Annotated in this window: 25 protein-coding genes; 16 read left to right on the top strand and 9 right to left on the bottom strand. The window is 60.6% G+C overall.

The genetic code is table 11. The features are described 5' to 3' along the window. Window positions 1-23: 23 nt before the first annotated feature. Both ACTWQD_RS16540 and ACTWQD_RS16535 read right to left on the bottom strand, forming a co-directional pair. A complete protein-coding gene (locus ACTWQD_RS16540) occupies window positions 24-842 on the bottom strand; it encodes a carbohydrate ABC transporter permease (RefSeq protein WP_443197221.1) in 819 nt (272 codons plus the stop codon). Further along, window positions 839-1,810, bottom strand: coding sequence for a carbohydrate ABC transporter permease (locus ACTWQD_RS16535; RefSeq protein WP_443197220.1), 972 nt, complete (start codon window positions 1,808-1,810; stop codon window positions 839-841). The genes ACTWQD_RS16540 and ACTWQD_RS16535 overlap by 4 nt, the downstream gene beginning before the upstream one ends. A 299-nt stretch (window positions 1,811-2,109) precedes the next feature. Between ACTWQD_RS16535 and ACTWQD_RS16530 the strand changes: the two genes are divergently transcribed. Together ACTWQD_RS16530 and ACTWQD_RS16525 are read left to right on the top strand one after the other, a co-directional pair. Further along, complete coding sequence (locus tag ACTWQD_RS16530; RefSeq protein ID WP_443197219.1) at window positions 2,110-3,186, top strand: LacI family DNA-binding transcriptional regulator; 1,077 nt, start codon at window positions 2,110-2,112, stop codon at window positions 3,184-3,186. Window positions 3,187-3,511: 325 nt separating this feature from the next. After that, complete coding sequence (locus ACTWQD_RS16525; RefSeq protein WP_443197218.1) at window positions 3,512-3,829, top strand: PDDEXK nuclease domain-containing protein; 318 nt, start codon at window positions 3,512-3,514, stop codon at window positions 3,827-3,829. Between the two features lie 190 nt (window positions 3,830-4,019). On the opposite strand, the gene ACTWQD_RS16520 is transcribed toward ACTWQD_RS16525, so the two are convergent. Next, window positions 4,020-4,625, bottom strand: coding sequence for a glycerol-3-phosphate responsive antiterminator (locus ACTWQD_RS16520; protein ID WP_443197217.1), 606 nt, complete (start codon window positions 4,623-4,625; stop codon window positions 4,020-4,022). 347 nt (window positions 4,626-4,972) lie between these two features. On the opposite strand from ACTWQD_RS16520, the gene ACTWQD_RS16515 reads away from it, so the two are divergent. The 4 genes from ACTWQD_RS16515 (at window position 4,973) to ACTWQD_RS16500 (ending at window position 10,114) form a co-directional block, all read left to right on the top strand. Continuing rightward, window positions 4,973-6,436, top strand: a complete 1,464-nt coding sequence (locus ACTWQD_RS16515) for an FAD-binding oxidoreductase (RefSeq protein ID WP_443197216.1) — start codon at window positions 4,973-4,975, stop codon at window positions 6,434-6,436. Window positions 6,437-6,526: 90 nt separating this feature from the next. Next, complete coding sequence (locus ACTWQD_RS16510; RefSeq protein ID WP_443197215.1) at window positions 6,527-7,315, top strand: SDR family NAD(P)-dependent oxidoreductase; 789 nt, start codon at window positions 6,527-6,529, stop codon at window positions 7,313-7,315. A gap of 24 nt (window positions 7,316-7,339) precedes the next feature. After that, window positions 7,340-8,776 (top strand): FGGY-family carbohydrate kinase, encoded by a 1,437-nt coding sequence (locus tag ACTWQD_RS16505; RefSeq protein ID WP_443197214.1) that lies wholly within the window; start codon window positions 7,340-7,342, stop codon window positions 8,774-8,776. A 12-nt stretch (window positions 8,777-8,788) separates the two neighbouring features. Continuing rightward, the gene (locus ACTWQD_RS16500; RefSeq protein WP_443197213.1) at window positions 8,789-10,114 is read left to right on the top strand and encodes an MFS transporter; all 1,326 of its coding nucleotides are present in this window, start codon (window positions 8,789-8,791) and stop codon (window positions 10,112-10,114) included. 317 nt (window positions 10,115-10,431) lie between these two features. On the opposite strand, the gene ACTWQD_RS16495 is transcribed toward ACTWQD_RS16500, so the two are convergent. Continuing rightward, on the bottom strand, window positions 10,432-11,139 hold the full coding sequence (locus tag ACTWQD_RS16495) for a hypothetical protein (RefSeq protein ID WP_443197212.1): 708 nt from the start codon (window positions 11,137-11,139) through the stop codon (window positions 10,432-10,434). On the opposite strand from ACTWQD_RS16495, the gene ACTWQD_RS16490 reads away from it, so the two are divergent. After that, entirely contained in the window at window positions 11,110-12,342 is a 1,233-nt protein-coding gene (locus ACTWQD_RS16490; RefSeq protein ID WP_443197211.1) for an AAA family ATPase, read from the top strand. The two genes, ACTWQD_RS16495 and ACTWQD_RS16490, sit on opposite strands and share 30 nt — an antisense overlap. Window positions 12,343-12,424: 82 nt before the next feature. Here ACTWQD_RS16490 and ACTWQD_RS16485 read toward each other — a convergent pair whose 3' ends face one another. Both ACTWQD_RS16485 and ACTWQD_RS16480 read right to left on the bottom strand, forming a co-directional pair. Further along, the gene (locus ACTWQD_RS16485) at window positions 12,425-12,964 is read right to left on the bottom strand and encodes a hypothetical protein (RefSeq protein ID WP_443197210.1); all 540 of its coding nucleotides are present in this window, start codon (window positions 12,962-12,964) and stop codon (window positions 12,425-12,427) included. 53 nt (window positions 12,965-13,017) lie between these two features. Further along, complete coding sequence (locus ACTWQD_RS16480; RefSeq protein WP_443197209.1) at window positions 13,018-13,758, bottom strand: hypothetical protein; 741 nt, start codon at window positions 13,756-13,758, stop codon at window positions 13,018-13,020. 111 nt (window positions 13,759-13,869) lie between these two features. Here ACTWQD_RS16480 and ACTWQD_RS16475 point away from each other — a divergent pair, with 111 nt between their 5' ends. From ACTWQD_RS16475 to ACTWQD_RS16465, 3 genes are all read left to right on the top strand, one after another. Further along, window positions 13,870-14,022, top strand: a complete 153-nt coding sequence (locus ACTWQD_RS16475) for a hypothetical protein (RefSeq protein WP_443197208.1) — start codon at window positions 13,870-13,872, stop codon at window positions 14,020-14,022. 41 nt (window positions 14,023-14,063) lie between these two features. After that, window positions 14,064-14,762, top strand: a complete 699-nt coding sequence (locus ACTWQD_RS16470) for a hypothetical protein (protein ID WP_443197207.1) — start codon at window positions 14,064-14,066, stop codon at window positions 14,760-14,762. A 91-nt stretch (window positions 14,763-14,853) separates the two neighbouring features. Beyond that, the gene (locus ACTWQD_RS16465; RefSeq protein WP_443197206.1) at window positions 14,854-15,255 is read left to right on the top strand and encodes an excisionase family DNA-binding protein; all 402 of its coding nucleotides are present in this window, start codon (window positions 14,854-14,856) and stop codon (window positions 15,253-15,255) included. A 133-nt stretch (window positions 15,256-15,388) separates the two neighbouring features. On the opposite strand, the gene ACTWQD_RS16460 is transcribed toward ACTWQD_RS16465, so the two are convergent. After that, window positions 15,389-16,135: a DUF3800 domain-containing protein gene (locus tag ACTWQD_RS16460; RefSeq protein ID WP_443197205.1), complete on the bottom strand. Its 747-nt coding sequence runs from the start codon at window positions 16,133-16,135 to the stop codon at window positions 15,389-15,391. Window positions 16,136-16,463: 328 nt separating this feature from the next. Further along, a complete protein-coding gene (locus ACTWQD_RS16455; protein WP_443197204.1) occupies window positions 16,464-17,120 on the bottom strand; it encodes a GntR family transcriptional regulator in 657 nt (218 codons plus the stop codon). A gap of 164 nt (window positions 17,121-17,284) precedes the next feature. Between ACTWQD_RS16455 and ACTWQD_RS16450 the strand changes: the two genes are divergently transcribed. From ACTWQD_RS16450 to ACTWQD_RS16430, 5 genes are read left to right on the top strand one after another with little or no spacing between them, the layout of a single operon-like run. Continuing rightward, entirely contained in the window at window positions 17,285-18,478 is a 1,194-nt protein-coding gene (locus ACTWQD_RS16450) for a 4-oxalomesaconate tautomerase (RefSeq protein WP_443197203.1), read from the top strand. After that, window positions 18,475-19,500: an amidohydrolase family protein gene (locus tag ACTWQD_RS16445; protein ID WP_443197202.1), complete on the top strand. Its 1,026-nt coding sequence runs from the start codon at window positions 18,475-18,477 to the stop codon at window positions 19,498-19,500. The genes ACTWQD_RS16450 and ACTWQD_RS16445 overlap by 4 nt, the downstream gene beginning before the upstream one ends. 28 nt (window positions 19,501-19,528) lie before the next feature. Next, window positions 19,529-20,212: a 4-carboxy-4-hydroxy-2-oxoadipate aldolase/oxaloacetate decarboxylase gene (gene ligK, locus ACTWQD_RS16440; RefSeq protein WP_443197201.1), complete on the top strand. Its 684-nt coding sequence runs from the start codon at window positions 19,529-19,531 to the stop codon at window positions 20,210-20,212. Window positions 20,213-20,231: 19 nt separating this feature from the next. After that, complete coding sequence (locus ACTWQD_RS16435; protein WP_443197200.1) at window positions 20,232-21,149, top strand: amidohydrolase family protein; 918 nt, start codon at window positions 20,232-20,234, stop codon at window positions 21,147-21,149. A gap of 42 nt (window positions 21,150-21,191) precedes the next feature. Further along, entirely contained in the window at window positions 21,192-22,580 is a 1,389-nt protein-coding gene (locus tag ACTWQD_RS16430; protein ID WP_443197199.1) for an MFS transporter, read from the top strand. A 380-nt stretch (window positions 22,581-22,960) separates the two neighbouring features. Here ACTWQD_RS16430 and ACTWQD_RS16425 read toward each other — a convergent pair whose 3' ends face one another. After that, window positions 22,961-23,422, bottom strand: a complete 462-nt coding sequence (locus ACTWQD_RS16425) for a hypothetical protein (protein ID WP_443197198.1) — start codon at window positions 23,420-23,422, stop codon at window positions 22,961-22,963. Between the two features lie 915 nt (window positions 23,423-24,337). On the opposite strand from ACTWQD_RS16425, the gene ACTWQD_RS16420 reads away from it, so the two are divergent. Continuing rightward, window positions 24,338-25,669 (top strand): hypothetical protein, encoded by a 1,332-nt coding sequence (locus ACTWQD_RS16420; RefSeq protein ID WP_443197197.1) that lies wholly within the window; start codon window positions 24,338-24,340, stop codon window positions 25,667-25,669. Window positions 25,670-26,125 lie beyond the last annotated feature (456 nt).

The raw sequence follows: 26,125 nt of genomic DNA, 5'->3' as shown, positions 1-26,125 counted from the left end.
CTGACGTTGGGTACGTCGTCGGCTCAACCCTTCAGCCCTCCGGCGAAGCCCTTGATGATGCTTTTTTGAAGGAGGAAGTAGAAGATCAGGAGGGGGACGACGCCGATGATGAGCGCGGCGAAGATAGTTCCCCATTGGTTGACGTACTGTCCCGTGAAGGAGTAAATGGCGATTGGGATGGTGTTGGTTCCGCTGCCGGAGAGGTACAGCAGGGGAGTGAAGAAGTCGTTCCAGACGTGGATCGTGTTCAGGATGACCACGGTGCCGGTGATGGGCCGCATCAGCGGAAAGACAACCTGCCAGAACACCCGGAATGGGCTGCCCCCGTCCAGCGTCGCTGCTTCTTCGAAGTCCAGCGGCAGGGAGCGCAGGAACTGCACGTACAGGAAGATGGAGAAGGGCATCTGCGCACCGACGTAAATGAGGATCAGCCCCCAGATCGATCCGATGAGCTGCAAATCGCGGAAGGTCGTGTACAGCGGGATCAGGGCCAGCAGCCCCGGGATCAGAAGGCCGCCGAGGAAGAACGCGAAAGTCAGTTTGGACCAGGTGCGGGTGATGCGTGCCAGTGGGTACGCGGCAGAGGCGCTGACGACCACGATCAGGAACACCGAGACGATCGTGACGATGATGTTGTTGATCATTGCCGGGCCTAGGCCACCGCTGACCCAGGCGGTCACGAAGTTATCGAACGACGGGTCCGTGGTCGGGGCCAGCGATGTGGTCACACCACCGGATTTGAGCGCGGTGTTCAGTAGGACGTAGACGGGGGCCGCGAACAGCAGGGCGACCAGGACCATGACGACCTCAAGGACGCCCGTCTTGAGGGTGTAGCGCTTCATTTGTTTTCTCCTCGGCGGAGCAGGGTGAACTGGATCAGGGAGGCAACCGCAACGAAAGCGGTCAAAACGAGGGTCAGCGCGATGCTGTACCCGAACTGCTGAAACTGGAACGCATCCTTGTAGGCGATGGTGCTCAGGGACTCGGTCGCGCTGCCCGGTCCTCCCTGGGTCATGATCAGGACCTGGTCAAAGAGCTTCAGGCCTCCGATGAGGGACAGCATGAGGTTGATGGTCATGGACGGCGCCAGCAGCGGGCGGGTGATGTTCCAGAAGGTCTTAAAGGACCCGGCACCGTCGAGGCTGGCCGCCTCGTACACGTCCTCCGGAATGCTTTGAAGCCCCGCGAGGAAGATCACCATGGAGTAGCCGGCAAACTGCCAGACGACAACCGAAACGATCGCGGGCAATGCCAGTTGCGCGTTGCCCAGCCAGTCCTGCGCCAGGAAGTCGAGGCCGACCGCCCGAAGCGCTACATTCAGTGCACCCTGCGGGGCAAGAATGTACTGCCACAGGTTCGCAACAACCAGCGGAGTGACGACCGCGGGGGCGAAGAACAGCACCCGCAGCCAGTTACGGGACCGGATCGCAGAGTTCACGCCCAGCGCCAGGAGCAGGCCGATGAAGTTCTGCACGACCATGATGCCCACCGCATACAGTGCGGTGTTCATGATCGACGCTCCGGCCGCCTTGTCCTGGAAGACCCGGATGAAGTTGTCGAATCCGATGAACTCGAAGTTCTGAGACAGGCCGTCCCAGTCCGTCAAAGCGTAGAAGGCACCCCGCCAGCTGGGGATGACGACGATAGCGGTGAAGACAGCCAGTGCGGGAACGACGAACCACCAGGGCACCTTGACGCCGGCCCCGCCCGTGTCGCGGCCACGACGCCGGGCCTCAGGAAGCTCCGGCCGGGCCGCTACGGATGGTCCAGCAACTCCCACCGGAGGGCTCGCGAGTTCACGCTGCGTCATCGCATTGTCCATTCTCTTCGTTGAGGACGTACCGCTGTTCGGCGGAGTTGAAAGCCCACGGCTGTGAATCGTTTCAATCTGCCCGGGGTGCCGAGCCTGATTCATCTACTGTCCGGGGATTCAGTATCATCCAAGTTGTTTTGGTCTAAATAGTACGTTCTACGCTAGCGGTCCATAAATAGCGGACTTTTCGTGTAGTACGTTATACACTTTCTATAGCGTAGATCACAAAGAAGTGATTTGCCAAGGGGCCGCACATATTGAGGCGGCATGAGATGCGGTAAGAAGGGTTGTCTGGCATGAGTACACCCGAAAGAAGGCAAGTGGACACCATGGGCACTGCTTCCGCGAGCAAGCGCCCCACGATCGTCGACGTCGCGCGCCTCGCCGGGGTATCAACCGCCGCGGCCTCGAAGGTGCTACGCAATGCCTATGGAGTGAGCCCGGAGATGAAGGCCAAAGTCGAGGCCTCAATGAAATCCCTGGGTTACCGGCCCCTGGCGTCGGCGCGGGGCATGCGGGGTCGGACGCACACCATCGCCGTCGTTGTTGCCGACCTGCACAACGAGTTCTCCTCCGTGCTCGTCGAAGGCATCCGGCAGGAGTCTGAGCGGCGCAAGTACCGACTGCTCGTAGCACCCTCAGGCTCCGGCAAACAGGCCCAAAACCGCATGATCGAAGACCTCATTGACCGTGGAATGGACGGAGTCGTCCTCATCTCCCCGCTCGGGACAGACGCAGAACTGGAAGCTGTAGCTGCCAACATCCCGGTAGTGGTCCTGGGTCGTCACGGCTCCAGCACCCACTTCGACTCTGTTGCCGTCGACGACTTCGTAGGCGCAAGTCTCGTGGTGGACCACCTGGTCGGGCTCGGACATCGCCGTATCGCGTACATCAACCACACAACAGACGGCAAGAACGACGCCCGCATGCCGGAAGAGGTGCGCGTCCGCGGTTACGTCGACGCGATGATCCGCCACGGACTCGGCGACGGGATCGACATCGTCCAGTCCCAATGGAGCCAGGAAGACGGCGAACAGGCTGGGAGAATGCTCCTGGCCCGGGACGAACCGCCCACCGCCATCTTTGCCGGCGCCGATGTCGCAGCCATAGGTATCCTCACGGCAATGTGGGGCGAAGGCATCCGGGTTCCACAGGACATGTCCGTAGCCGGCTTCGACAACATATTCACGACATCGCTGGCGCCAATTGCGATGACCACCGTCGATCAAGCCGGTCTGGATATGGGAGCTGCCGCCTGCCGTCTGCTCCTGGAACGGGTAGGTGGCCGCACCGAGGCCGTCAACACCCTGATGCGGCCATCCCTCATCCCTAGGAAAACCACAGCCGCTCGCGCACCCTCAGTGATTCAGTAGTCGTCAGAACAGGCGCCTGCTCATGTGCTTTTACGCCGTCATCAGGCGTTGCTTCGACCTGCAAGTCGATGTGGCCGTAGGAAGAAAATGATGCAACTGATGCAATATGAAGCCCTCAACACGACATAATATCCGCTATCGGCCTGCAGTTAGCGACTCACAGACTCCCGTAGTAACAGACTTTGGAGCCTTGTGCCTTCATCGGTCAACCCCAAGTCCGTTCAACGAGGCCGCCTGGGTGCCATCCACGGCCTGGGTGACGTGGAAGCTGATATATCGGCTGGCGCCCTCCGCGTGGTGAAGAGCCGCCAACGGCCGGCCGATAGTGCGGTTAACGGGCTACGTCGTCATTGAGCTGAAAACCGGCAAGTTCCAGCCCGAGTACGCCGGCAAGCTCAACTTCTACGTCGCCCTCGTCGACGACGTCCTCCGACGGGACCACCACAACGAGACCATCGGGATCCTTATCTGCGGCAGCAAAAAACGACCGCAGCGCCCGGTACAGCTTGGGTCGTTCCGCTTCACCCATGGCCGTCGCCGCCTACACCTACGACAGTCTCCCCCCGCCGAACAACAGACGCTTCCCAACGAAGGACACATTGTCGCCGCGCTGGAATGGGCCGAACCCGATGGAAATGCCTGACGTTACGAAAATTTCTCCGCTCTAAGCGGAGTGCCACGACGCTGAGGCGCCCTGACGCCCGTAGACGGAATGATATCCAGGCAGCACTTCTGCCGCGCGGCCGGCCCTTACCGGCAGCCACGTCATCGGAGGAGGCGCCTCTCGGCACGCCAAATTCATGCGGCCTTGGGTTGCTTGCCGCCTCAGCGAATTACATCTGCCAGACGTCGCGATTGGACGATGCGATGGCGACCGCCCCGGCCCCCAATGCGCTGATGACGTCCTGCTTATCGCATACCAGACCTCCCGCGATAAGCGGAAGATCAGTGTCCTCGCGAACCCACGAAATAACGCGCGGCATGCACCCGGGCAGTATCTCGATGGCGTCTGCGCCAGAAATAGCGACTTGCTTTGGCACATTGTTGTAGCTGAATGAATCTACGAGGAACAGCCGATGGATGGCGAGAAGTCCTGTCGCTTTCGCGTGCTTGATCATCATGGATTTCGAACTGAGCACACCGTCCGCTTCCGTGTGCTGCGTCAAAAAATCGATGACGACAGGCTTGGTCGAGAACCCATCGACCAAATCGACGTCGACGAACACGATGCGCCCATCATCCTTCAAAGTCTTAACGATGTCCGCAATGGTCAGTACGGAGCCGAAAAGCACGAACACAACAGGGCAGTGCGTCCGCATCACTGCCCGCAACCCGCCCTCGTCCTTGATGCTTGCGATCACTGGATGCAGCAGCAGAATTTTCTCGATCGGGTGGGCCGTCTTGTCCAACGTACCTTTGCCCGCGCGCGCTGTGGTCACCGATGGCCTCTTTCAGAGTTGATGAACGATTATAGCTCGGTTACACCTCACGGAGGACCCCCGCCGGGGACCGCGCCCTAACTTCTCGAAACGCGTCGATCCAGTCTTCACTCCCGCTCTGCGGCTCCTGAGAAGTTGCCTTTCATTTGACACCGGCGCCTGGACGGCCTTGTGACGTGTGCTACAGTAGCGTCAAACTTCATACACATTCCGCATCATGCGGAATGGTTGCTAGAGCCTAGAGAACAGCAACCTCCTATTCCATGGGAGGTTGCTGTTCTTTTTTGTTTCATCTCCCCGACGAGGTCGTCTTGCCTGACCTCCCTATGAAAAAGGAACCCGAATCCTTGTCTCCCACCCTTACTGACCAGATCACACGCGAAGAGATCGTTGCTGCATTCACAGAGATGCTTGGCTCTGACCGGGTCATCACTGATGAACAGGTACTGAAAGAGAACAGCGTCGACCGCTACTACAAAGTCGAGAACATTTTTGGCGTCTACTCGCTCCCGCTTCCGGCCGCTGTCCTGAAGCCGTCGAGCACTGAGGACGTAGCAAAGATCCTTTCCTTCGCGAATGAGCACCTGATCAACGTCGTTCCAAAGACCGGCGGCAGCGCCACGGAGGGCGGCCTGGAAACTGTCATTGAGAACTCGATTGTGGTCGACGGCTCCACGATGGACCAGATCATCGATATCAACACCGAAGACATGCTTGCGACCGTGCAGTGCGGCGTCGGCCTGGAGCAGCTCGAAAACGAGCTGCGGGAAATCGGATACACCACCGGGCACTCGCCGCAGTCCAAACCGCTGGCCCAATTCGGTGGACTCGTCGCCACCCGCTCGATCGGGCAGTTCTCGACCCTCTACGGGGGGATCGAAGATATGGTCGTGGGCGTCGAGACGGTGTTTCCCAACGGTGAGATTTGCCGCATCAAGAACGTCCCGCGTCGCGCCGCCGGGCCCGACATCCGCCACCTCGTTATCGGCAATGAAGGCGCCCTGAATTACATCACTGAAGTGACCGTCAAGATCTTCCGGTACTACCCCGAGAACAATAAGTTCTACGGGTACCTGCTCAATGACATCAAGACCGGCCTTCAGATCCTTCGGGAAGTTGTTACCCAGGGGTACCGCCCGTCGGTGGCGCGGCTGTACGACAAGGAAGATGGCCTTTACCACTTCAAGCACTTCTCCGACGGCCGGTGTGTACTGATCTTTGTGGCCGAAGGCCCCGAGCGCATCGCCCAGGCAACCGGCACGGCGATCGAAGAAATCGTCGCCTCGTTCGAGGGCGCTGAACAGGTGGATGGAGCCCTGATCGAGGACTGGTTCAACCATCTGAACTGGGATGTATCCAAGCTCGAAGAAGAGCGCATCGAGATCCGCGAGACGCTCGTCAACGGGTTCACGACCGAGATCTCCGGGAACTGGAGCGTCATCGGCGACATTTACGAAAACGCGCTCAAGCGCATTCGCGCTGAGATTCCCGCGCAGTTCACAATGTTGGGTGGCCACTCCAGCCACAGCTACCTCAACGGCACGAACATGTACTTCGTGTACTACTACAAGGTCGACGTTGACCCCACCGAAGAGCGGACGACCTACCACGACCCGATCCAGAACATCATCGTGGAAGAGACGCTGAAACTCGGCGGCTCAATGTGTCACCACCACGGCGTCGGCAAGCACCGCACGCACTTCCTCGCGGAGGAGTACGGTTCATCGCTCTACATGCTCGAGACGCTCAAGTCGGCGTTCGACCCCAACGGCATCATGAACCGCGGGACAATTTTCCCCCTTCAGAAGTAGCTATACCCTCCGGGTGCAGCGCCGGGACCTCACGGACCCGAGCGCGCTCCCTCAGGGCAGCTCCCCTTTCCAACTAATTGACAGGTACTCATGAACGACATGGACATCGCCGACTTCGGCGCGGACTTCTTTTCCCTGAAAGGGAAGAACGCGATAGTCACCGGCGGCAATACAGGCTTGGGGCAGGCTTTTACCCTGGCGCTGGCTAAAATGGGCGCGAACGTGCTCGCGGCGAGCATCATGCCCGATGACGGCGCCACGGGTGCGCTCGTTGAGGACGCCGGGTCCCGTTACTCTTACCTTCGCTCTGACATCACTGCCGAGGGAAACCCGAAGCGGGTAGTCGATGCCTGCGTCGATGAGTTTGGCAGCGTCGATATACTCATCAACTGCGCCGGCCGGGGCATCAACGAGCCGGACGTGTTGAAATTTACACGCGCCCAGTGGGACCCGATGGTGGCCCTTAACCTCACCGCAGCCTTCGAGATGTCACACGCAGTAGCGCAGCATATGGTGCCCCAGCGCAGCGGCAAAATCATCAACATCTGCTCGGTTTTCTCGTTCCTGGGAGGTCAGTGGTCACCGGCCTATGCGGCGACAAAGCACGGCATTGCCGGGCTGACGAAGGCCTACTGCGACGAGCTGGCTCCGTTCGGTATCCAAGTCAACGGGATCGCACCCGGATACTACGCCACCGCCCTCACTGCCGAAACGCGGGCAAACACCCAAGCCAACCAGCGGGTAATGGATCACGTTCCAGCAGGTCGCTGGGGGCAAACGCAGGACCTCATGGGTGCAACGGCGTTCTTGGCCAGCCGCGCCTCAGACTACGTCAACGGTCATATTTTGAGCGTCGACGGCGGATACCTGGTGCGCTGAGCGCCGGAGGATAGCGACTAACAGATGACAAAGAAGTACATCGTGGGTATCGACGGCGGCTCACAGAGCTCGAAGGTGCTCATATTCGACACAGAGGGCCGAATCGTGAGCGAGGCGGCTGAAGCTTTGGCTCCGATGCACACCCCCCGGCCCGGCACGGCAGAACACCCTGACGACGACTTGTACGACACGATCGTGGCTGCGGCGCGCAGGGCACTGGCCGCCTTCACCGGCGACATATCCGACATCGTCGGGGTGGGGCTGTGCACCATTCGGTGCTGCCGTGCCTTGGTGCGTGCAGACGGCACCCTCGCGGAGCCGGTGCAGAGCTGGATGGACCACCGTCTGTCACGCCCGTACGAGCATACAAACGACGAAGTCGCGTATGTGACAACTACCTCGGGCTACTTGATGGGACGACTGACAGGAAACCGCACGGACACCGCGGCGAACTACATCGGGCCGTGGCCGATGGATGTGAACACCTGGGACTGGTTCGCCGACCAGAAAACCTTCGATTCCTTCAACGTGCCGCACAACATGCTCTACAAGCTACAGATGCCGGGGGAAATCGGCGGATATGTGACAGAGGCGTTCGCTGCGGAGACCGGCATCCCCGCTGGCCTTCCTGTCGTCCACACCGCAAACGACAAGGCAACGGAGGCGCTCGGCGCGGGCCTGCGCGACGCGAGCACCGGACTCATCTCACTCGGCACCTACATCGCCGGCATGGTCGTCGGCGAGGATTTTGTCGCGGATCCTCAGAGCTACTTCACTAACTTCGCATCGGAGCCGAAGCGCTACATCTACGAGAGTGCCGGCATCCGCCGGGGAATGTGGACCGTTACCTGGCTCCGAAACCTCGTCGGTGCCGAGATCGCGCAGGCCGCATCAGATGCAGGAATGACGCCTGAGCAGCATCTCAATGCCCTCGCCGCTCAAGTGCCGGCCGGGTGCGACGGCCTCATGTGCGTTCTCGACTGGCTGGCCTCGCCAACGCAGCCCCACAAAAAGGGGATGTTCATCGGCTTCGATGAACGCCACGGGTACCCGCATATGTACCGTGCGATTTTGGAGGGCATTTCGTTCCGGATGAAACAGAATGTCGCGGACATGGAGGCAGAGCTCGGCATCCAGGTCGAAAAGCTCGTCATCTCAGGCGGCGGTTCAAACAGCGATGTGGGGATGCAAATCTTCGCCGACATGTTCAACCTGCCAGTCGTGCGCAATGAAGTGCGCAACGCTGCCGGGCTGGGGGCGGCGATCTGCGTCGCCGTGGCGTGCGGCATCTACCGCGACATCGACGAGGCCACATCACGAATGGTGCACGAAGCCGACGGGTTCACGCCCGACGCGGCCCGCGCGCAGCTATACCGCAAACTCGGCGCGGTCTACGCGGATATCTCCGCGGAGACCGACGCCATCCTCGAACGCACTCACAGCATTCTGTCCGAACAATAGGAGTATGACGATATGCCCAAGCTCGCCCAATCAAGGAAGATTTTCGAGCTCGTCCTTCTGATCCTCGCCGCAGGATCCATCTATCCGTTGGTCTATTTACGCCAGAACTTCGAGGAGACCATCCTCATCTCGTTCGACATGAACCAAGCGGAGCTCGCCAACCTCTATACGATGCTCGGCATCATTTTCGTCATCGGGTATCTGCCCAGCGGATGGCTGGCTGACCGCTTCCCGGTGAAGTTCCTCATCATCTTCTCATTGCTGCTGACGGCCGGCGCGGGCCTGTGGTACGCGCAGGTCCCCGACAAGTCCACCCTGGTGTACATCTACCTCATCTGGGGTTTCGCGACGGTCTTCACGTTCTGGAGCGCGATTCTGAAGACGGTGAACTTGCTCGCCGATGCGAACGAGGAAGGCCGCTATTTTGGTGCTCTCGACGGTGGACGGGGATTGGTAGAGGCAATTCTGGCAAGCGCCGCGGTCGCGGTTTTTGCCTTCGCCGCAGGTCCGGGTGAGGCAGACGGAGCGGCAACGCGCGCCGGCTTCCAAGCGGTTGTCTACATGTACTGCATCGCAATCATCGTGATCGCCGCAGGATTGTTCTTCCTCATGCCAGGCGGGCGTGATAACGAGATCAAGGCCGACGCTCAGAGCAAGGGATCCGTTAAATCGACGTTTACCGCGATCGCAGGGATCCTGAAGATTCGCGAGGTGTGGGTAATGATCGTCATCCTCTTCTGCGGGTACACGCTGTTCTGGGGTCACTACTACTTCTCGGGCTTCTTGAACGTAAACCATGGAGTATCACAAGTCGGTGCCGGCGTCGTCACGGTGATCGTTCTGTGGATGCGCCCGATCGGGGGATTCGGCGGCGGATTCCTCGCCGACAAGTTCGGTCGATCCAGGGTGCTAACAGTTGCAATGACGCTCACTGCGGCACTAATGATTACACTCGCGGTGCTGCCAGGCGGGTCGCCGATTGGCCTGATCTACGTGCTAATTGTCGCGGCAGGTTTGGTGATGTACGTGGTACGTGGCGTGTACTGGTCCATTCTCGATGAGTGCCGTGTGCCGGTTGCGGTGACCGGTATTGCGATCGGGATCATCTCCTTCTTCGGATACTTGCCCGACATCGTCCTGCCGCAAATAAGCAGCGCGATCTACACCAACTTCGGCGACAACGTCGGAGGCGCAAACAGCGTCTACTTTGTGACAACTGCGGTGATCGGTCTGATTGGTGCCGGCGCCTCCATGTACTTCACGATGCTGATGAAGCGTCGCGCCGCTGCCGAGGCCTCCCAGGCAAAAGTCTCACCTGAGTCTGTGATCGACGCCTAGAGCACGTCAGGGCACAACGCCCGCCCCAAACAGGGCGGGCGTTGTGCCCTGACGAATGCAGGAACTGCGGGTCAGAGGCACCTTTTCTGTCATTCGGGGCTCAAGCTCGGCCCGCCCGGTCATGGCTGGAGCATCGACTGGACTCGGACAGAACCCCTGAACGTTGCGGCACGAAGGGGCCTCGAACGCCTGGCGCGGGACTCCGTGGGAGAGGGTCTGAATGATTCATCTGACTCATCACGCAGCCTCTGGCTTGACGTAATCTTCATTATCGGCGTTGGGCATGGGGTGGCCGAGAGAGGCTAACTTGAGACTTTTCAGCGCACGAAGGGCGGTACAGAGGCGTTGTTGAAGGGCTCGAACCAGTGCTCGAGTTTCATGGGCGCAAAGCCAAGCTGCTTGTTCAGATCGACATCGTCTTCGAAGCCGTCCATGGCGTTCTGGTAGAGCATTTCGCTGTCCGTGTCCTCTAACATGTGTTGTTCCAGCATGCCGCGCCAGTCGCGCGGAAGGTCCAGGTCGTACAGGTCCTGAATGATCTCCACTTGGTCAAAAAGGCAGCGGAGCGCGAGTTCCTGGGCGACGCACGACGGGCGGGTCCATCCGCGGATCAGCATTCCGGTCATGTCCGCAGCGATGACGATGAACTGCCGGGTGAATCGGACGTCGTATTTGTCGGCCTGTCGGGGTGGCAGTCCGGACAGGACGAAGGTGGCGGCGATGTCTTGGCGGTCGATGCGGTCGAGCTTAACGAGGCTGTCAAGATCCTCGAAGAGCTGGTCGATCAGGACTGCCGATGCTTCCCAGAGCGCACCGGCCAGGAGCTGTGCCTGGAACAGGCTCTGGTCTCGCCGTGCCGGCGTGATTGAACTCATCCGCTCGAGGTCATCAGCGTCCAGTCGATTTCGCTGGTGTTCATCAAGATCCTCCAGCCGGGGCTCGAAACCCAGCTGCTCGAGGCTGAGGCCGGTCAATTCCTTGCCGACAATGAGCGCGTGCTCGATGTAGTTCTCTTCCCCGGTCATGGCCCGATGCTACCGCCACCACTGCCCGCCTTGATCCTGGCGGACGGTACGGCTTATGGTTGCAGGAGTTTCACCACTTTCACCAGTTTCACCTGGTTTCACCCAAGGGGGCGTGCGATGCAGAATCCTTTCAAGCCGACGGCCGGGGCCACGCCTCCCGAACTGGTCGGGCGCGCCGGGTTGTTGGACGAGTTCGAGTACGGCCTCCAGCAAGGTTCCGGCGCGCCAGGTCTCCTGACCATCATCACCGGCTCCCGGGGCATCGGCAAGACGGTTATGTTGAGCGAAGCTGAGGGCATTGCCCGGAATCACGGATGGGCCGTCATCTCCCGGACAGCCACGCCAGGCTTCCTAGCCGGCGTCGGTGACGACATGCTCCGCATCCTCGACGAACTTGGGGACGGGCCTCCATCCCGGAAGATCACCGCTTTTTCGGCAGCAGGGTTCGGACTGACAACCCAGCTCCCCCCGGAACGGTCCGCGGACTGGCGCCGGACCGGAAACGAACTGCTGCACCTGCTGGCTGCAAAAGGCACAGGACTCGTTATCACCATTGACGAGATACATGCCGTTGACAGGGTGGAAATCGCCCAACTGGCCGCCGATGTCCAGCACTTCATCCGCGACGGGCTGCCCATCGGCTTGATTTTCGCAGGCTTGCCATCAGCCGTGTCCGACCTCCTGAACGAAGGCGTTGCCACCTTCCTGCGCCGGGCTGACAGGATCAATCTCCACGAAGCAGCCATCGCGGAAGTCAACACGTCGTACAGCGAGCTCTTCAGCAAGGGGGGCATCAGCATTTCCGCCGACCTCATCAATGAGGCAGCCGAAGCCACCGAAGGGTATCCCTTCCTGATCCAACTGGTCGGCTACTACCTTTGGCTGGAAGCCGACAAAGCGGGATGGAAACTGGACCAGAGCCGTGTCCAGCGTGGAATTGCTGCCGCTCAACGCCGGAACACCTTAGTGGTCGTCGAGTCAGCACTGTCGGACATCTCAGACCGAGATCGCGAGTTCCTGGACGCGATGGCCGCCCAAGATGGCCCTTCTGCCGCCGGTCAGATCGGCGCCCTCCTCAAAGCCAAGCCCAATGTCGTCTCCAAATACCGGAACAGGCTCATCGCGGCGGGCCTGATCGAGTCCGCCGGCTACGGCAAAGTAGATTTCGCCATTCCCGGGCTCCGCCAATACCTCCGCGCCTAGAGTGACAGAACGTCGATTATCGGATGCCCGAGTATTCGGCTGGTCATGGGAACTGACCTCAAGTCAGACCCCCTCGGCAGGATTAGCGGATGGCCGGGTTTTCAGCCGCGTATTCCCTGAGGCGCTTCACAATATCGCGCCGTTTCTTCCCGAATACTGTTTTATGGCCGCAAACCGCCATTGCCCGGACCCATTCAACGCCTGCACCCTTGGTGTTCAGCGATTCTCCTAGCCGCTCGGCGGAGTAGCTCACAGAGGCGCTCTGACCTGGTGCAAGAGTGATGGGCAGCTCAGAATCCTCCTGCCATCGCTGGAGGCTTAGCTGACCGAGCACTTTCTTTTCGCTGGTCAGCAGCGTCAGGACGGTGACTTCTGTGGTTGCAGAGCGGCTTCGATTGGTGACCTCGATCGTTACCCGGTCGAGCCCCGTGAATGGTTGCTTAGGTGAAGCGATGACCGTCGTCCAGTCGGCAGCAGCCGATAGCTTCAACCTGTCGAAATACCTGAACAGAAGCGTCAGCGCGACCGAGAAAAGTGAGATCAGTAAGGCAAGAGCAGGGAGAACCTGCTCCCACAACGAATTCACAAGCTGTACTTGAACCGTCTCCAACGGAAATTCCATAGCACTGACAGTACCGGCCGTCATTCACTATCGAGTTCACCTGCACCGGGATCTCAGCCTTGTGACGCGGCTTCTAGCCTCTGCATGAAATTACTGGTCAACGGACCTTTTCCATAGAGAGGCGAGTAATTTGGGCCGGGGACACTGACGCCCCAACGCGCCTTATCGTGCTGTGAAAGTTCCTCGAAGGGGATTTCCCGCATCAGGCCGAGCGACAGCAGCGTACTTATAAGCACCGAAACTGTAGATGAAAGGCCACATTCTTCACGAAGTTCGTAGCGCTTCCACAGCCGTGAATACCCCTCATGCTCAGGGTCCATCTGGCAAAGTGCTTTGACCATTCGGACATGTGCCCGATCGACCTTGGAAAAGATGTCTATCCAAATCGTCGATTCGTCGACAAGTGCGTCGTCATTTGCAAGTTGACCCACGGCACGGCCCAGTGCTTTTACCTTGTCGTCGAGAGCGGTCCGTCTTGCAGCGTCGCAAGCGGTGACGAACGGCAGTAGGCGTTCGGGGTCAGCCGTAACGGCCGCCAACAACTCTTCGGGGGTCATGCCCCCTTCGGTTCCACCCGCAGCCATCATCATGTTGATGTTTTTGTCCTGATGCTCTTGCAGCAGCGGCCCTACACCCTTCAACGCCGTGGCTCCTGCTGCGATAAGGGGAGCGCCAGCAGGAAGGGCCACACTGAGGATGACTGCTGTCCCGTCGATAAGCGCTTCCACGAGGACCTTAGAAACCCCTTGCGTCCCAATCAATGGCCCCTTGCCCGGGTCCTCTTCATTTTGCATTGTCATAGGCTACAGGCCACCGGTAACGCACACGGAGTGGCGCCGCCCCCACCCGGTCTGCCTCGTCATCCAAATCTTGCCCTGTCGGACCGTACCTTTTAGCCTGCCCGAATGGTGAAGTTTGATCCGGAAGGTTTCGTGCCGATGATGGACCGGATAGCCGCGGAGGACGAAGCGGCTGCTGCAGCCGGCAGGTACGAGGACATGGAGCCGGACTACGAGTACATGACGGCGGTGGCTCGCTGTTCCTGCCCGTGCCACTGACGCTGCCGGTCTAGGCTGGTCCAGTGCAAATTATCGCTGCAATGGATCCCGATGAACTCGCCCAGCGTTCGGCTGAGATAGCCCAGTCGGCCGCCGATGCCGCTTGGCTGGCGGCCTATGCGGCCCTGGCCACGGCTGTCCTTTCCCTCGGCCTTCTGGTCGGGGCTGTCCTCGCTTGGAGGGTAGCCAAGGCCACGTTGGATCAAAGCAAAGCCGCACACAGACAGATGGAGAAGGACAGCATCGAGCAGACCCGGCCCTATGTTTATGCTCACTTGGTGCCCGGCCTGGCCGGCGAATCAACATGGGATCTGCTCATCACCAATACGGGGAAGTCGACGGCCCGGGAACTCCTGATTGACTGTGACACCTGGCCAAAAATAGAGGACGAACTTACAGGTCCCCTTCGGAAGATGTTCAGCACCCCGCAATCTCTACCGCCTGGTGTATCTCTTAGGACCATGTGGAAGCTTGGCTTGGGCGAAAATGAGCGATGGGTTGACGGAACAACCGATCCCGCTGGGATTGCATCAGGAGCCACGCTTCGTCTGAACTACACCAGCGACGACGCTTCTAAGCCTTCGTACCGTGACGTCTACAGGGTTGATGACTCCGTGATCGGCTTGACTCCTGTTCCCAGCACCGGCCCTGATGCGAAGTCAGGCCTCACGGCTGCCGAGAAGGACCTCCATAACGTCCTGCGTGCGGCCACCCTGCATTTGGGTGAGCTAAGAAGGTGAGGTTGTCGCCCAGGGGCTAACGCCGAGACCGCGCAAACCAGGCACTGACGGCTCGTGGACGCGGCTCCACCGCTCTGCATAGCGTGGGCTGGTGGAAAATCACCAAGCATTTACAGCCGACAAGATCCTAGAGCGTGTTGCCTCAGATAAGGCCCTCCACGACGTCCTGCAGCCCCTGCTCGAGGAAGTGCGGCAACTGCGTAACGACATCCGGGAGATGCGGGAGACGATCGCGGCCACAGCGCCAGCACAATATCTCACGGTCCGGGAACTCGCCGAAACGCTCCAAGTGTCGTACGAGACAGTCCGGCGGCGGGTTGCGGCAGGGGAATGGCCAGCTGTGATGATCGGCCGCCACGCACGCTTCGGACCCGAGGAGTTGGCCGCCATCCGCAAGCGTCTCAGCAGGCCCGTCCATGATCCGCCTATGAGCAGTTGGGAGCGGCGGCAGAGGAACAAACGGCTGCGCAACCTGTTCCCAGCTGGAGGGTGACCAAGGCATCTCCGGGGACCTCAACGGTAGTCAGTTGAGTGGCCAGTTTGCTTGAACTGTGCGAGTATTGCATTACGCCGTGACTGCGTCGTTATCGCAGGTTTAGGGGAGACCCTGACACGGCGTCTTTACTTTAACGCCCGTGTGGCACCCGTGCGATTCCAAAACCCTCAACACGTCCTTGCGGACTTTGACGGAAGGACGGCAGGAGGGGATCGAGGAAACGCCGGTCACCCTTCGTCTCTGCCCGGTACACGGCACCCCCCACCATGTCCGCGAGCTGGATCCCGACGCTGTGGTGAGAAGGTGCAATGAAAAGCCCTTCCACGAAGTTGTTGTAGGTGCTGCGGTTTGTTCCCTCGCCATTCACCAAGGAGCTGTGGAAGTCCTGCAGCAGCTTGTCGTCTCTCGGCCCGCGGTTATCCATGACGATCATGCCGTTCACGGTCATACCACTGTTTCGCTGCAGGTCTTGAAGGAAGTACTGGAAGCGTTCGCTGAGGACCTTGTATGCCCGTTGGTAAATGTCATCGAGGCACGTGATCCCCGGTGATGCGTATGCGCGGGACTGGTCAACTACTACTGCTAGCAGGCGTATAGATTTAGTGCTTGTAATCACCGCGTAGAGCTTCTCCCTCATGGCATCTTTGTCTGCCGGAGACAGGTGAGCGAGCGGGCTGTCACCTGAGCGGTTGAAAAAATGCCGCCATTTCAGTTCGCCTGGGGCCCGGTACTCGCGCTGCAGGTCCTTCATCGCTCGGTTGACCCGATGCCAGACTTCCTCTGGGATGATGGCGCCCCCAAGTACGAAGAGGTCACCGGGCTGGACTTTGTTTGGCGGCTTTGGGCTCCCGGACTCGTCGGAAAACAGGATGTGCATCTGGGCCAATCTCGAGAACGAATGAAGTCTCGTAAAGTTTGCCATCCGTGATGGACAATTTCCGGCCGAGAGTGTGCGTGATCCACCCTGTGAGCACGCACCACGTAACACGAGTGGGCACAAGGTGATCAGGCACACTGACGTGGGCCCTAGGATCTCCCGATTTTGGTACGTCATGGCATGAGGCGTGCCAGCTGATCACATAGGTGAAATCACTGTAAATCAGTTCACAAGGTAGCCGCTGCCATGCGCTCAATGAGGCGCTACCTTACATAAGATCCATTATCGGCGTCGGGCGAGGGACTCTCACGCACCCCGGCGCGCGCCGCTATCCTGAAGCTCTAATTGCGTCAGCCACGCTTTCCAGATGCAGTCTCATGGCTTCGGCGGCCCGTTCGGGGTCGTGGCTGCATACGGCGTCGATGATGGCCAGGTGCTGGGGAAGTGACACGTTTGGCCTGCCCGGTTGCCGGGCGAGCTGGAACTGGAAGCGGACGGCTTGGCCGCGAAGCCTTTGAATAGTCGCCGCGGCTGTTGCCTGCGCACTGACATCGATGATTTTGGCGTGCAGCCGCTGGTTGCAGGCCGAGTAGGACTCCCGGTCGCCCCGTGAGACGGCGTCCTCCATCTGAAGTGCGAGCTCCCTGAGTTCCTCGGCGCCATCCTCCGTGATCCGTTCAGCGGCCTTTCGGGCGCAGAGCGCCTCAAGCGCGGCGCGAACCTCCGTGATTTCAACGGCTTCGTCGATGGAGACGGCCCTGACCCGGGCACCCCTGTTCTGGACCCGCTCAACCAGGCCCTCGACACTGAGTTCAGTGAGGGCAACCCGGACGTTTCCCCTGCTGGCCCCGTACTCGTCGGCCAGATCGGCCTCCACAAGACGCTGTTTGGGCACGAGCTCCCCCGTGATGATCGCCCGGCGCAGTAGGTCCACCAGCTCTGGCGCCGACAGAGCGCGCCCTTCGGTTCCAGAAAATGCTGTCATGGTGCCCCTGTCTATGCTGCCCGGACACCTATTGTAAACAATTTTGTCAGGAGGAGCCCTGCCTTGCGGGCACCACGCCCTTAGACAAATCGTTAAAGGGATTGCTAACAATTTAGTTTATGGCTAGGGTGTGTACTGCATCACCATCTACGGAAGGGAACGTCGTGGTTCCAACAGCCATTCGAACTGGGCCCGTCACGGGCCTTCGCCGGGCCGGCAGCCAGACGGCGGTGCCGTGCTGGTACATGCGCGGCGGCACGTCCAAAGGTCCGTTTTTCCGGGCTGAGGACCTGCCCCGGGAACCTGCTGCGCGAGACGCCGTCCTGCTGGCGGCAATGGGTTCGCCGGATCCCCGCCAGATCGACGGCATGGGCGGGGCCCATCCCTTGACCAGCAAGGCAGGCATCGTCTCCCGGAGCCAGCGACCCGGCGTCGACCTCGAGTTCCTCTTCGCCCAGGTCCAGCCCGGCAACACCACAGTGGACACCACTGCCAACTGCGGCAATATGCTGGCCGCCGTGGTGCCGTTCGCAATCGAATCAGGCCTGCACGTGCCCGACGGCGAGGCCACTACCGCCCGGGTCCTCACCTTGAACACGGGGATGGTCGCCGAGATCACGGTCCCCACGCCTGCGGGAGCCGCCGGCCGGTATGTTGAATACGGCGGGGACACCAGCATTGACGGCGTCCCCGGCACCTCAGCGGGAGTGGTAATTGGCTTCCTCGACACCGCAGGCTCCGTCTGTTCCTCCCTGCTTCCCACGGGCAACCTGCGGGATTCAGTGAGCGTCGATGGTGTTGGCCCGGTGAAGGTCACGTGCATCGACAACGGCCAGCCTCTCGTGATCGTCGCCGCCGCCGCACTGGAACGCACCGGCCGGGAGCCCGTCTCCACGCTGAATGCCGATACAGAGCTGAAGGCGAGGCTCGAAGCGCTGAGGCTCAGCTGCGGGGAACTGATGGGGCTCGGCAACGTGGCCGGGAAGAACTACCCGAAGATGACGCTCGTCTCATCCCCGCAACACGGCGGAACCATCGCCACCCGCAGCTTCATCCCGCATGTTTGCCACGAATCGATCGGCGTGTTGGCCGCCGTCACCGTCGGAACCGCCGCGATCCTGCCGGGTACGGTGGCAAATTCCCTTGCCGTCCTGCCGCCAGGTGACCGCCGGGGAGTTTCGGTCGAGCACCCTGGCGGGCAATTCGCCGTCCAGCTGGAACTGGACTCCACCGACCCCACGCGCGTGACCAAGTCTGCGCTCATCCGCACTGCGCGTCTCATTATGGCCGGCGACGTCATGATCCCCGCCTCCGTCTTACCTGTGCCGGCCGAACCCTCCGAGGAGCAAGACCTGTGATCATCGATATCCACGGCCATTACACCACCGCCCCGCCGGCCCTTGGCGAGTGGCGTGACCGCCAGATAGCCGGGCTGAAGAATCCGTCGCTGGCGCCGCGTCGCTCGGACCTGGAGATTTCCGACGACGAACTGCGGAACAGCATAGAACAGAACCAACTGCGGCTTATGGATGAACGTGGAATCGACCTGACGGTCTTCTCACCAAGGGCCTCGTTTATGGCCCACCACGTGGGAACGTTCGAGACTTCCGCGGAGTGGGCTGCGATCTGTAATGAGCTCTGCTACCGGGTCAGCCGGCTCTACCCTGATCGTTTCGTCCCGGCAGCCATGCTGCCGCAGTCGCCCGGTGTCGATCCTGCCAGCTGCATCCCGGAACTCACCCGGTGCGTGGAAGAGTTCGGTGCGGTGGCGCTTAACCTGAACCCCGATCCGTCCGGCGGGCACTGGAGCGAACCGCCTCTGACCGACCGCCACTGGTACCCCATCTACGAAAAAATGGTGGAGTACGACATCCCAGGCATGGTCCACGTGAGCACCAGCGTCAACCCCGCCTTTCACACCACCGGCGCCCACTACCTGAACGCCGACACCACAGCGTTCATGCAGCTGATCCAAGGAAACCTGTTCGCCGACTTCCCCACGCTAAAACTCGTTATCCCCCACGGAGGCGGGGCCGTGCCGTACCACTGGGGGCGCTTCCGCGGCCTCGCCATGGCGCTGAACAAGCCCTCGCTGGAAGAGCACCTTCTGGGCAACGTCTTCTTCGATACCTGCGTCTACCACCAGCCCGGTATGGATCTCCTGCTGGATGTCATCCCCACCCGCAACATCCTGTTCGCGTCAGAGATGATCGGCGCGGTCCGGGACATCGATCCATGCACCGGCCACAACTTTGACGACACCGCCCGGTACATCGAAGCCGCCCGCCTGGCCGCCCCGGACCTCGACGCCGTCCAGGAACAAAACGCCCGCACCGTCTACCCCCGCCTCAACGCCCTGCTCAAACAGCAGGGCCGCTGAGGCATCCCACGCACCAAGGAGCCACCACATGCAGGAACTCGGAGTCGTCCATCGCGCCATCAGCCGCGCGGCAGAGAAAGACGTCAAAGCCCTCTCTAACTACGGCGTCAGCACCCTTCACGAGGCCATGGGCCGGCTGGGCCTAATGCGGCCGTACATGCGGCCCGTCTACCCCGGCGCCAAACTGTGCGGAACCGCGGTTACCGTGCTGCTGCAGCCCGGTGACAACTGGATGATGCACGTCGCCGCCGAACAGATCCAGCCCGGCGACGTGCTCATAGCTGCCTGCACCACCGAAAGCGAGGACGGCTTCTTCGGCGACCTGCTCGCCACCTCCCTCCAGGCTCGCGGCGCAGCCGGACTTGTGATCGACGGCGGATGCCGGGATGTTGCTGCACTCCAGGAAATGAACTTCCCGGTCTTCAGCCGCGCCATCAACTCCAAAGGCACAGTCAAAGCCACCCTCGGGTCGGTCAACGTTCCGGTGGTGTGCGCGAACGCACTGGTGAACCCGGGCGACGTCGTGATCGCTGACGTCGATGGAGTGGTGGTGGTCCCGGCTGCGCGTGCGGCCGAGGTCGCCGAAGCGGCAGCCACGCGGGAAGCCAATGAGGAGTCCAAGCGCTTGCGCTTTGCCGCCGGCGAACTGGGTCTGGACATCTACTCGATGCGCGGTCCCCTTGCCGCAGCGGGATTGCGCTATGTCGACTAACACGAGGACGGAGCAAACCATGGACGCTTTCACCAAGACCCCGGGATGGCTGGACTGGCACAGCAACCCGTCCAAGCCCAGGTTCCAGCTGCCTGCCGGCACGGTCGACTCGCACTGCCATGTCTTCGGGCCAGGCGCGCAGTTTCCCTTCGCGCCTGAAAGGAAGTACACCCCCTGCGACGGCGGCAAAGAAGACCTTTTTGCCCTCCTGGACCACCTTGGTGTCAGCCGCAACGTCATCGTCCAGGCAACATGCCACGGGGCAGACAACAGCGCCATGGTGGATGCGGTGCAGTCTTCTGGCGGCAGGGCACGCGGCGTCGCAACCGTACGACCCGACATTTCGACGGCAGAGCTGCTCCGGCTGGATGAGGCCGGGGTTCGGGGCGTCCGATTTAACTTCCTTAAGCGGCTTGTCAGTAGCGCCCCCAAAGAGGACCTCGCCGCAATCGCCAGGAAAATCGCGCCGCTGGGCTGGCACGTTGTGGTCTATTTCGAAGGCGAAGACCTGGGAGAGCTGGAAGGGTTCTTCGGTTCCCTTCCCACCCCGCTGGTGGTGGACCACATGGGCAGGCCGGACGTCACCAAGCCCGCGGACGGACCCGACTTCGGCAGGTTCCTGCGCTTCGTCGATCAGAACGATGTGTGGGTCAAGGTCAGCTGCCCAGAGCGGCTCAGCGTAAGCGGTCCTCCCGCTCTGAACGGCGAGCAACACGCCTACACGGACGCCGTCCCATTCGGCCGGCGGGTCATCGAGGAGTTCCCGGATCACGTCCTATGGGGCACTGACTGGCCGCATCCCAACCTCAAGAGCCACATGCCAGACGACGGCCTGCTGGTGGACTACATTCCGCACATTGCCGTGACCACCGAGCAGCAGCACAAACTGCTCGTTGCCAATCCCATGCGGCTCTACTGGCCGGGCGAAGACGCCTAGGGCCACCCCAACTCGAACCACCGAACACACCAGAGGACTCCAATGATGCATTCCAATGCTGCGAACCGGCTCGACCGGCTTCCCATATCCCGCATGCACAAGATCACCCTGATAGCTGTCTCCTTCGCCTACTTCTTCGAGTTCGCGGACATCAACAGCTTCGCCACCACCGTCCCCAAGCTCGTGAAGCTGTGGGGCGTCACAATCAACCAGATTGCTTACGTCACCTCGCTGTCCTTCGTGGGCATGTTCTTCGGCTCCCTCATCGCGAGCTGGCTCGCTGACCGGTGGGGGCGCAAGAAGGCCCTGACCATCACCACCGTGTGGTTTTCGGTCTTCTCCTTTGCAGCCGTGTTCTCCTGGGACATCGTCTCTCTGGGCGCCTTCCGGGTCCTGACCTCTGCAGGCCTGGCCGCGATGACCGTGGTCGCCGTTATCTACGTCAACGAGATATTCCCGGCCGCAGTCAGGGGCAAGTACCAGGCGTACGCCATCGTTATCGGCATCTGTGGAACCCCCGCCACCAACCTCCTGGCGAGCTTCGTGGTTCCTCTTAGCGATTGGTCGTGGCGTCTGGTCTACCTGTGGGGCGCCATGGGCATCATCTTTATTCTGTTCAGCCGGCATCTCAAAGAGTCACCCCGCTGGTACGAGAGCAAAGGCCAGTTCGACAAAGCCGACGCACTGCTGACGCAGATGGAAGCCCAGGTCAGTGCCGAAAAGGGAGCGTTGCCCGAGCCCGCCCCTGCGCCCGCCTTCACCGAAGCGACGAAGAGCCGGTCCAAAGCCCCGCTCAAACTCCTGCTCCAGAAGAAATACCTAGGTCCCACAATCCTTTTGACCGTGCTGTGGGTAACCCAGACCATCGGATTCTTCGGCTACTCCAGCTGGGCGCCGACGCTCCTGGCGCAGGAAGGCTTCAGCGTCAGCGACTCAATCTTCTACGTTGCACTGACCACCGTGGGCGCTCCACTGGGTTCATACCTGGCCTCCCTAGTGACGGACCGCTTCGAACGCAAATGGTGCCTCGTGGTCTTCGGAACCACCATCGCGGTCTGCGGCCTGTTCTACGGACTCACCTTCAACCCTGTCCTCATCGTTGTCTTCGGGTTCCTGGTGAACCTTTTCGAGCGTGGCTACACCGCCCTCGCCTACGCATACTCCCCGGAAGTCTTCGACACTGCGGGACGGTCCCTGGGCACCGGTGTCTCCTACGGTTTGGGCCGGCTCTCAAACGCTGCGGGCCCGCTGATCATCGCGGGCCTCTACACAGGGAGCGGCTACCAGAGCGTCTTCTTTTTCATCGCTGGAACCTGGATGTTCGGGGCGATCGTCCTTGCCATATTCGGCCCCAAAACCCGCCCCAAGCCGTTCTCTCCTACGTTGACTCAAGAGTCGACGGCTCCTTCATCCTCCACCAAGGTGTCATAAACTCACCTGGCCGATCACAGAGGTTCAGGGATAGACGGCGCAGGCGCTCGGCTGGCATACCCAGCCGAGCGCTTCACCGTAGGCGCCCGGCCGTTTCTGGCCAATCAGAGAGACTCGGTAAGCGTCCTCAAAGGTAACAAGCAGGGTGCGTCTTCGCAGGTACCGATTAGGAAAGCGACGAGGACGCTCCCCTTCCTCCATGGCGGCGGCGTCACCGAGGGGAAATTTGTTGCAGCCAAGCAAGCCGCACGGTGGGTGAGGGCCCATGAAAGCGCATGATCCCGCGGAAGTTCTGCCATCTCGGCAACATCCGCTGAGCAAAATCAATAATGCGGTCAAACTTGAGAACTGGGTAAAACGCTCCCGAATCTCCGGACCGCTCAACGATCCGCGGTTCTCCATCTGGAATAAAAGTCCCTACACAACAGCAGATCCTGCAGCTCGGTTTCCAGCGGACTGCGAAGACCGGTCCGGCCTGCCCGGATGAGAGCCCGCCCGGAGGCCAGTTCCATGCCCAGCGCTGTCGCGGCGATATCCTCGAGGGCTTCGTGGGCCCATTCTACGGCGGCCGCGTTGGCAGCGGCTGAAGCCGACTCGAACGGTTGGACCTCGCAGAATGAGGCAAAGCGAGTCACTTTCCTCTTCAGTTCGACGGCGAGGTCCTCTATCTCCTCCAAGAGCTTCGGGACCGCTTGCTGGCCGTTTCGCAGCTCATCGAGCTCCGCGGCCAGGTCATACCGCTTTCCGCCAGCATTCGCGCGCCCAGGGTAAGTGCCGCCGGCAGTTGGAACGGGCAGGCGGCGCGGATTGTACGCGTCGCTGTCAGCTGGGTTGTCTCTCATACTGCTGTCACTTTCTGTCGAGGATGGCCGGGGGTGAGTGCATCAGCGGTCAACTCGCCGATCCGCATTTCCAGTGAAATCCCCCAGCGGTGCGCAAAATCAGGTCCTCCCGTGTTCCGGGCGCTCGTCGCCACATACGTAGCGATTGTCCGGTTGCGAAATTCGATGAACGGCAATGTCGATCAGTTTTCGCTCGCCCAAATCTGTGAACACCCACACGAAACCGTGTTCCAGAAAGGGCGTATCAACCCATCCCCGCCAAACCTCACCGGACTCCGGGTCTAAGGCGAAGATTCGACTCCCCGGCACAAGCATGAGAAATGTTTCGACCTCACAGCCCGTGAGGGGACGCCTAGGCCCGGTTCGCTCAACTGTTGTCCCCAACGGGTTGCCGCCCTGACCCTCCGACAGGCATTCGCAATCCATCAGACCGGCTGATGTAGCAGTAGTGACGGGAACGTTACCGTGATTCATCGCAACCCGCTCCCCAGCATTCCCTCGTCATCCCAGGTCGCCCCTCGGCGTCGAGTCGCGCCTCATAACGGCCCGGTCCGAGCCGTGTCACCACGATCCCGAGTCGCCCGGTTACAGCCACGGGCTTCAAAATCTCCAATGCTTTGTCGAGAGCGGCGTCAAGCTCCCTTCGTGTCTGAACGACTACGACGATGCGATCCATTGCGTCTTGAATAATCCTGCTCCCACCTTGGCCAGCGCGGTCCCCACCCGCTTCACCGCCGTATGATCCGGACCGACTGGCGGCTACACCCAAGATGACGCCGGCCGAGACGGACGAAGTTCCACCGGGGATGGATGGCGGACTCCTACGGAACAAAAATTGCGTTGTGAGATTCATCATACGCGACTAGCATTCATTCTTGGCACTATGCACTCGCATGGTGAATAGATGATTCGGAGATGGATATGGTTCTTTTTCCTAGATCGAGCAAATTAGCGGCCTTTTCCCTGATGGCGGTGTCACTGCTCGTCGCCCCAGCAGTGGCCCAGGCTGGCGACGAAACGGCAGGCACAACGTCAACTGCGCTGTCATACGTCCCGACGGATTACTCCTTGAAGTATGCCGACGAGTTCAACGGGACCGCGGTCAATGCCAATGACTGGTACTACCGCATCACCGGCCCATACGCTGCCGGCTACATGACCTCCGAGTCGGTATCCACGAGCGGGGGCTCTTTACGGCTGGACTACACGCGGGACCGTGACATCAACGGTGACGGGACCCTCGACTACGAAAGTGGCGGGCTGATTTCCCGCAAACAATTCGGCTACGGCTACTACGAAACCCGCGCCAAACTTTTTGACACGACTAACGGACTCCATACCTCCTTCTGGAGCATGGGCTTACGTAAGGACATCGCCGGAGCGGCCGGCGACCCCCGGATCAACGCGGACATCGCTGCAGCGACAGCACCTGAGTACAACCAGGTGTTCGAGATCGACGGATTTGAACACGATTCGAACCAACGGATGAACATGGGCAATTACAAGCAATCGGAAGGGGTCACACAGGTCAAATCGCCGTACTACACCGAATCCACCCTTGGCATCGATTTCGCAGCCTGGAACACCTACGCCTACGAATGGACCCCAACAAGCCTGACTTTCTTCATCAACGGCCAACAGGTCCATTACATCGACCAAACCGTGAGCGGCCACTCATTCTCACCAATGAATCATTGGCTCACGGCCCTTCCCTACAGCGCGAACAACAACCCGGCCGCCCTTCCGGGACAGGTGGAGTTCGACTACTTCCGTTTCTATGCAAAGCCGCAGACAGGCAACCACTACCTCGGGAACTCACACTTCGATACCCGCCCCATCAACTCCTACCCCGGGCTTCATCTTGTGCCGGGCTGGATCGAAAATGGCGACAGGGCCGCCAGCAACCTGGTAACCGACGACGTCCATGCCGGGACGCGGGCCTTGCGGCTTGGTTCGGACTCTCCCTTCACCATCACCACCAAGCAGAACCTCGAGTTTTTGCCTAACGGCACCTACACGCTCTCTGCGCGGGTCAAAAGCGGAGGCGGTCAGGACTACAACCTCCTTCGCGTCCTTAACCACGGCAGCACCGAACAAATAGTGACCATTCCAACCACCAGCACATGGACGCAGATCACAATTCCGAACGTGCAGGTCACCAACGGCAAAGCCACTGTGGCCCTCTCGGCCAAGGGATCCGGCGGCCAGTGGACACTCATCGACACCATGTCCTTCACCCGCGACTAGCAAGCCTGGCCGTGGCCGCTTGCCGGCGATCGGTCAGCTGCTTCAGCTGCTCTCGACCCATTGCCCAAGGAAGTGGGAGTAGCCGTCTATAGGATCGAAGCCCCGGGGGCCTGAGCACGGTATGCACTTCGCTCAGGCCCCCGGATGCCGGGCAGATTGCTCAGCTGATTCTGTCGGCCGGAACGTCGGGTGCAGTAACGCCAGGGCGACGGGACGTGGTCGGGTCCTTCACTGACACGGCCGCTGGAGTCCGCTGTCGCCTGCCCTGCCTGAGTTCAGCCTCCGCCGGATCGAAATCGTCTCAACGAAGCGGACCAAGGCGGCGCTAGTTCCACATCTTTCGGATCAACGACCTTGGATTTCTGCGAGACTCGGCCATCTGCCCCCCAACCCAGCGGAGCTGGACAACCCGAAGCGGGCGTCCCTGAACTCTCCCAGTGGCAGTTCGGACGGAGG

Source organism: Pseudarthrobacter sp. 1C304 (assembly GCF_052245515.1).
Classification (GTDB): domain Bacteria; phylum Actinomycetota; class Actinomycetes; order Actinomycetales; family Micrococcaceae; genus Arthrobacter.
The sequence above is the reverse complement of the archived record's forward strand: the minus strand, read 5'-3'. Positions and strand labels throughout refer to the sequence as shown.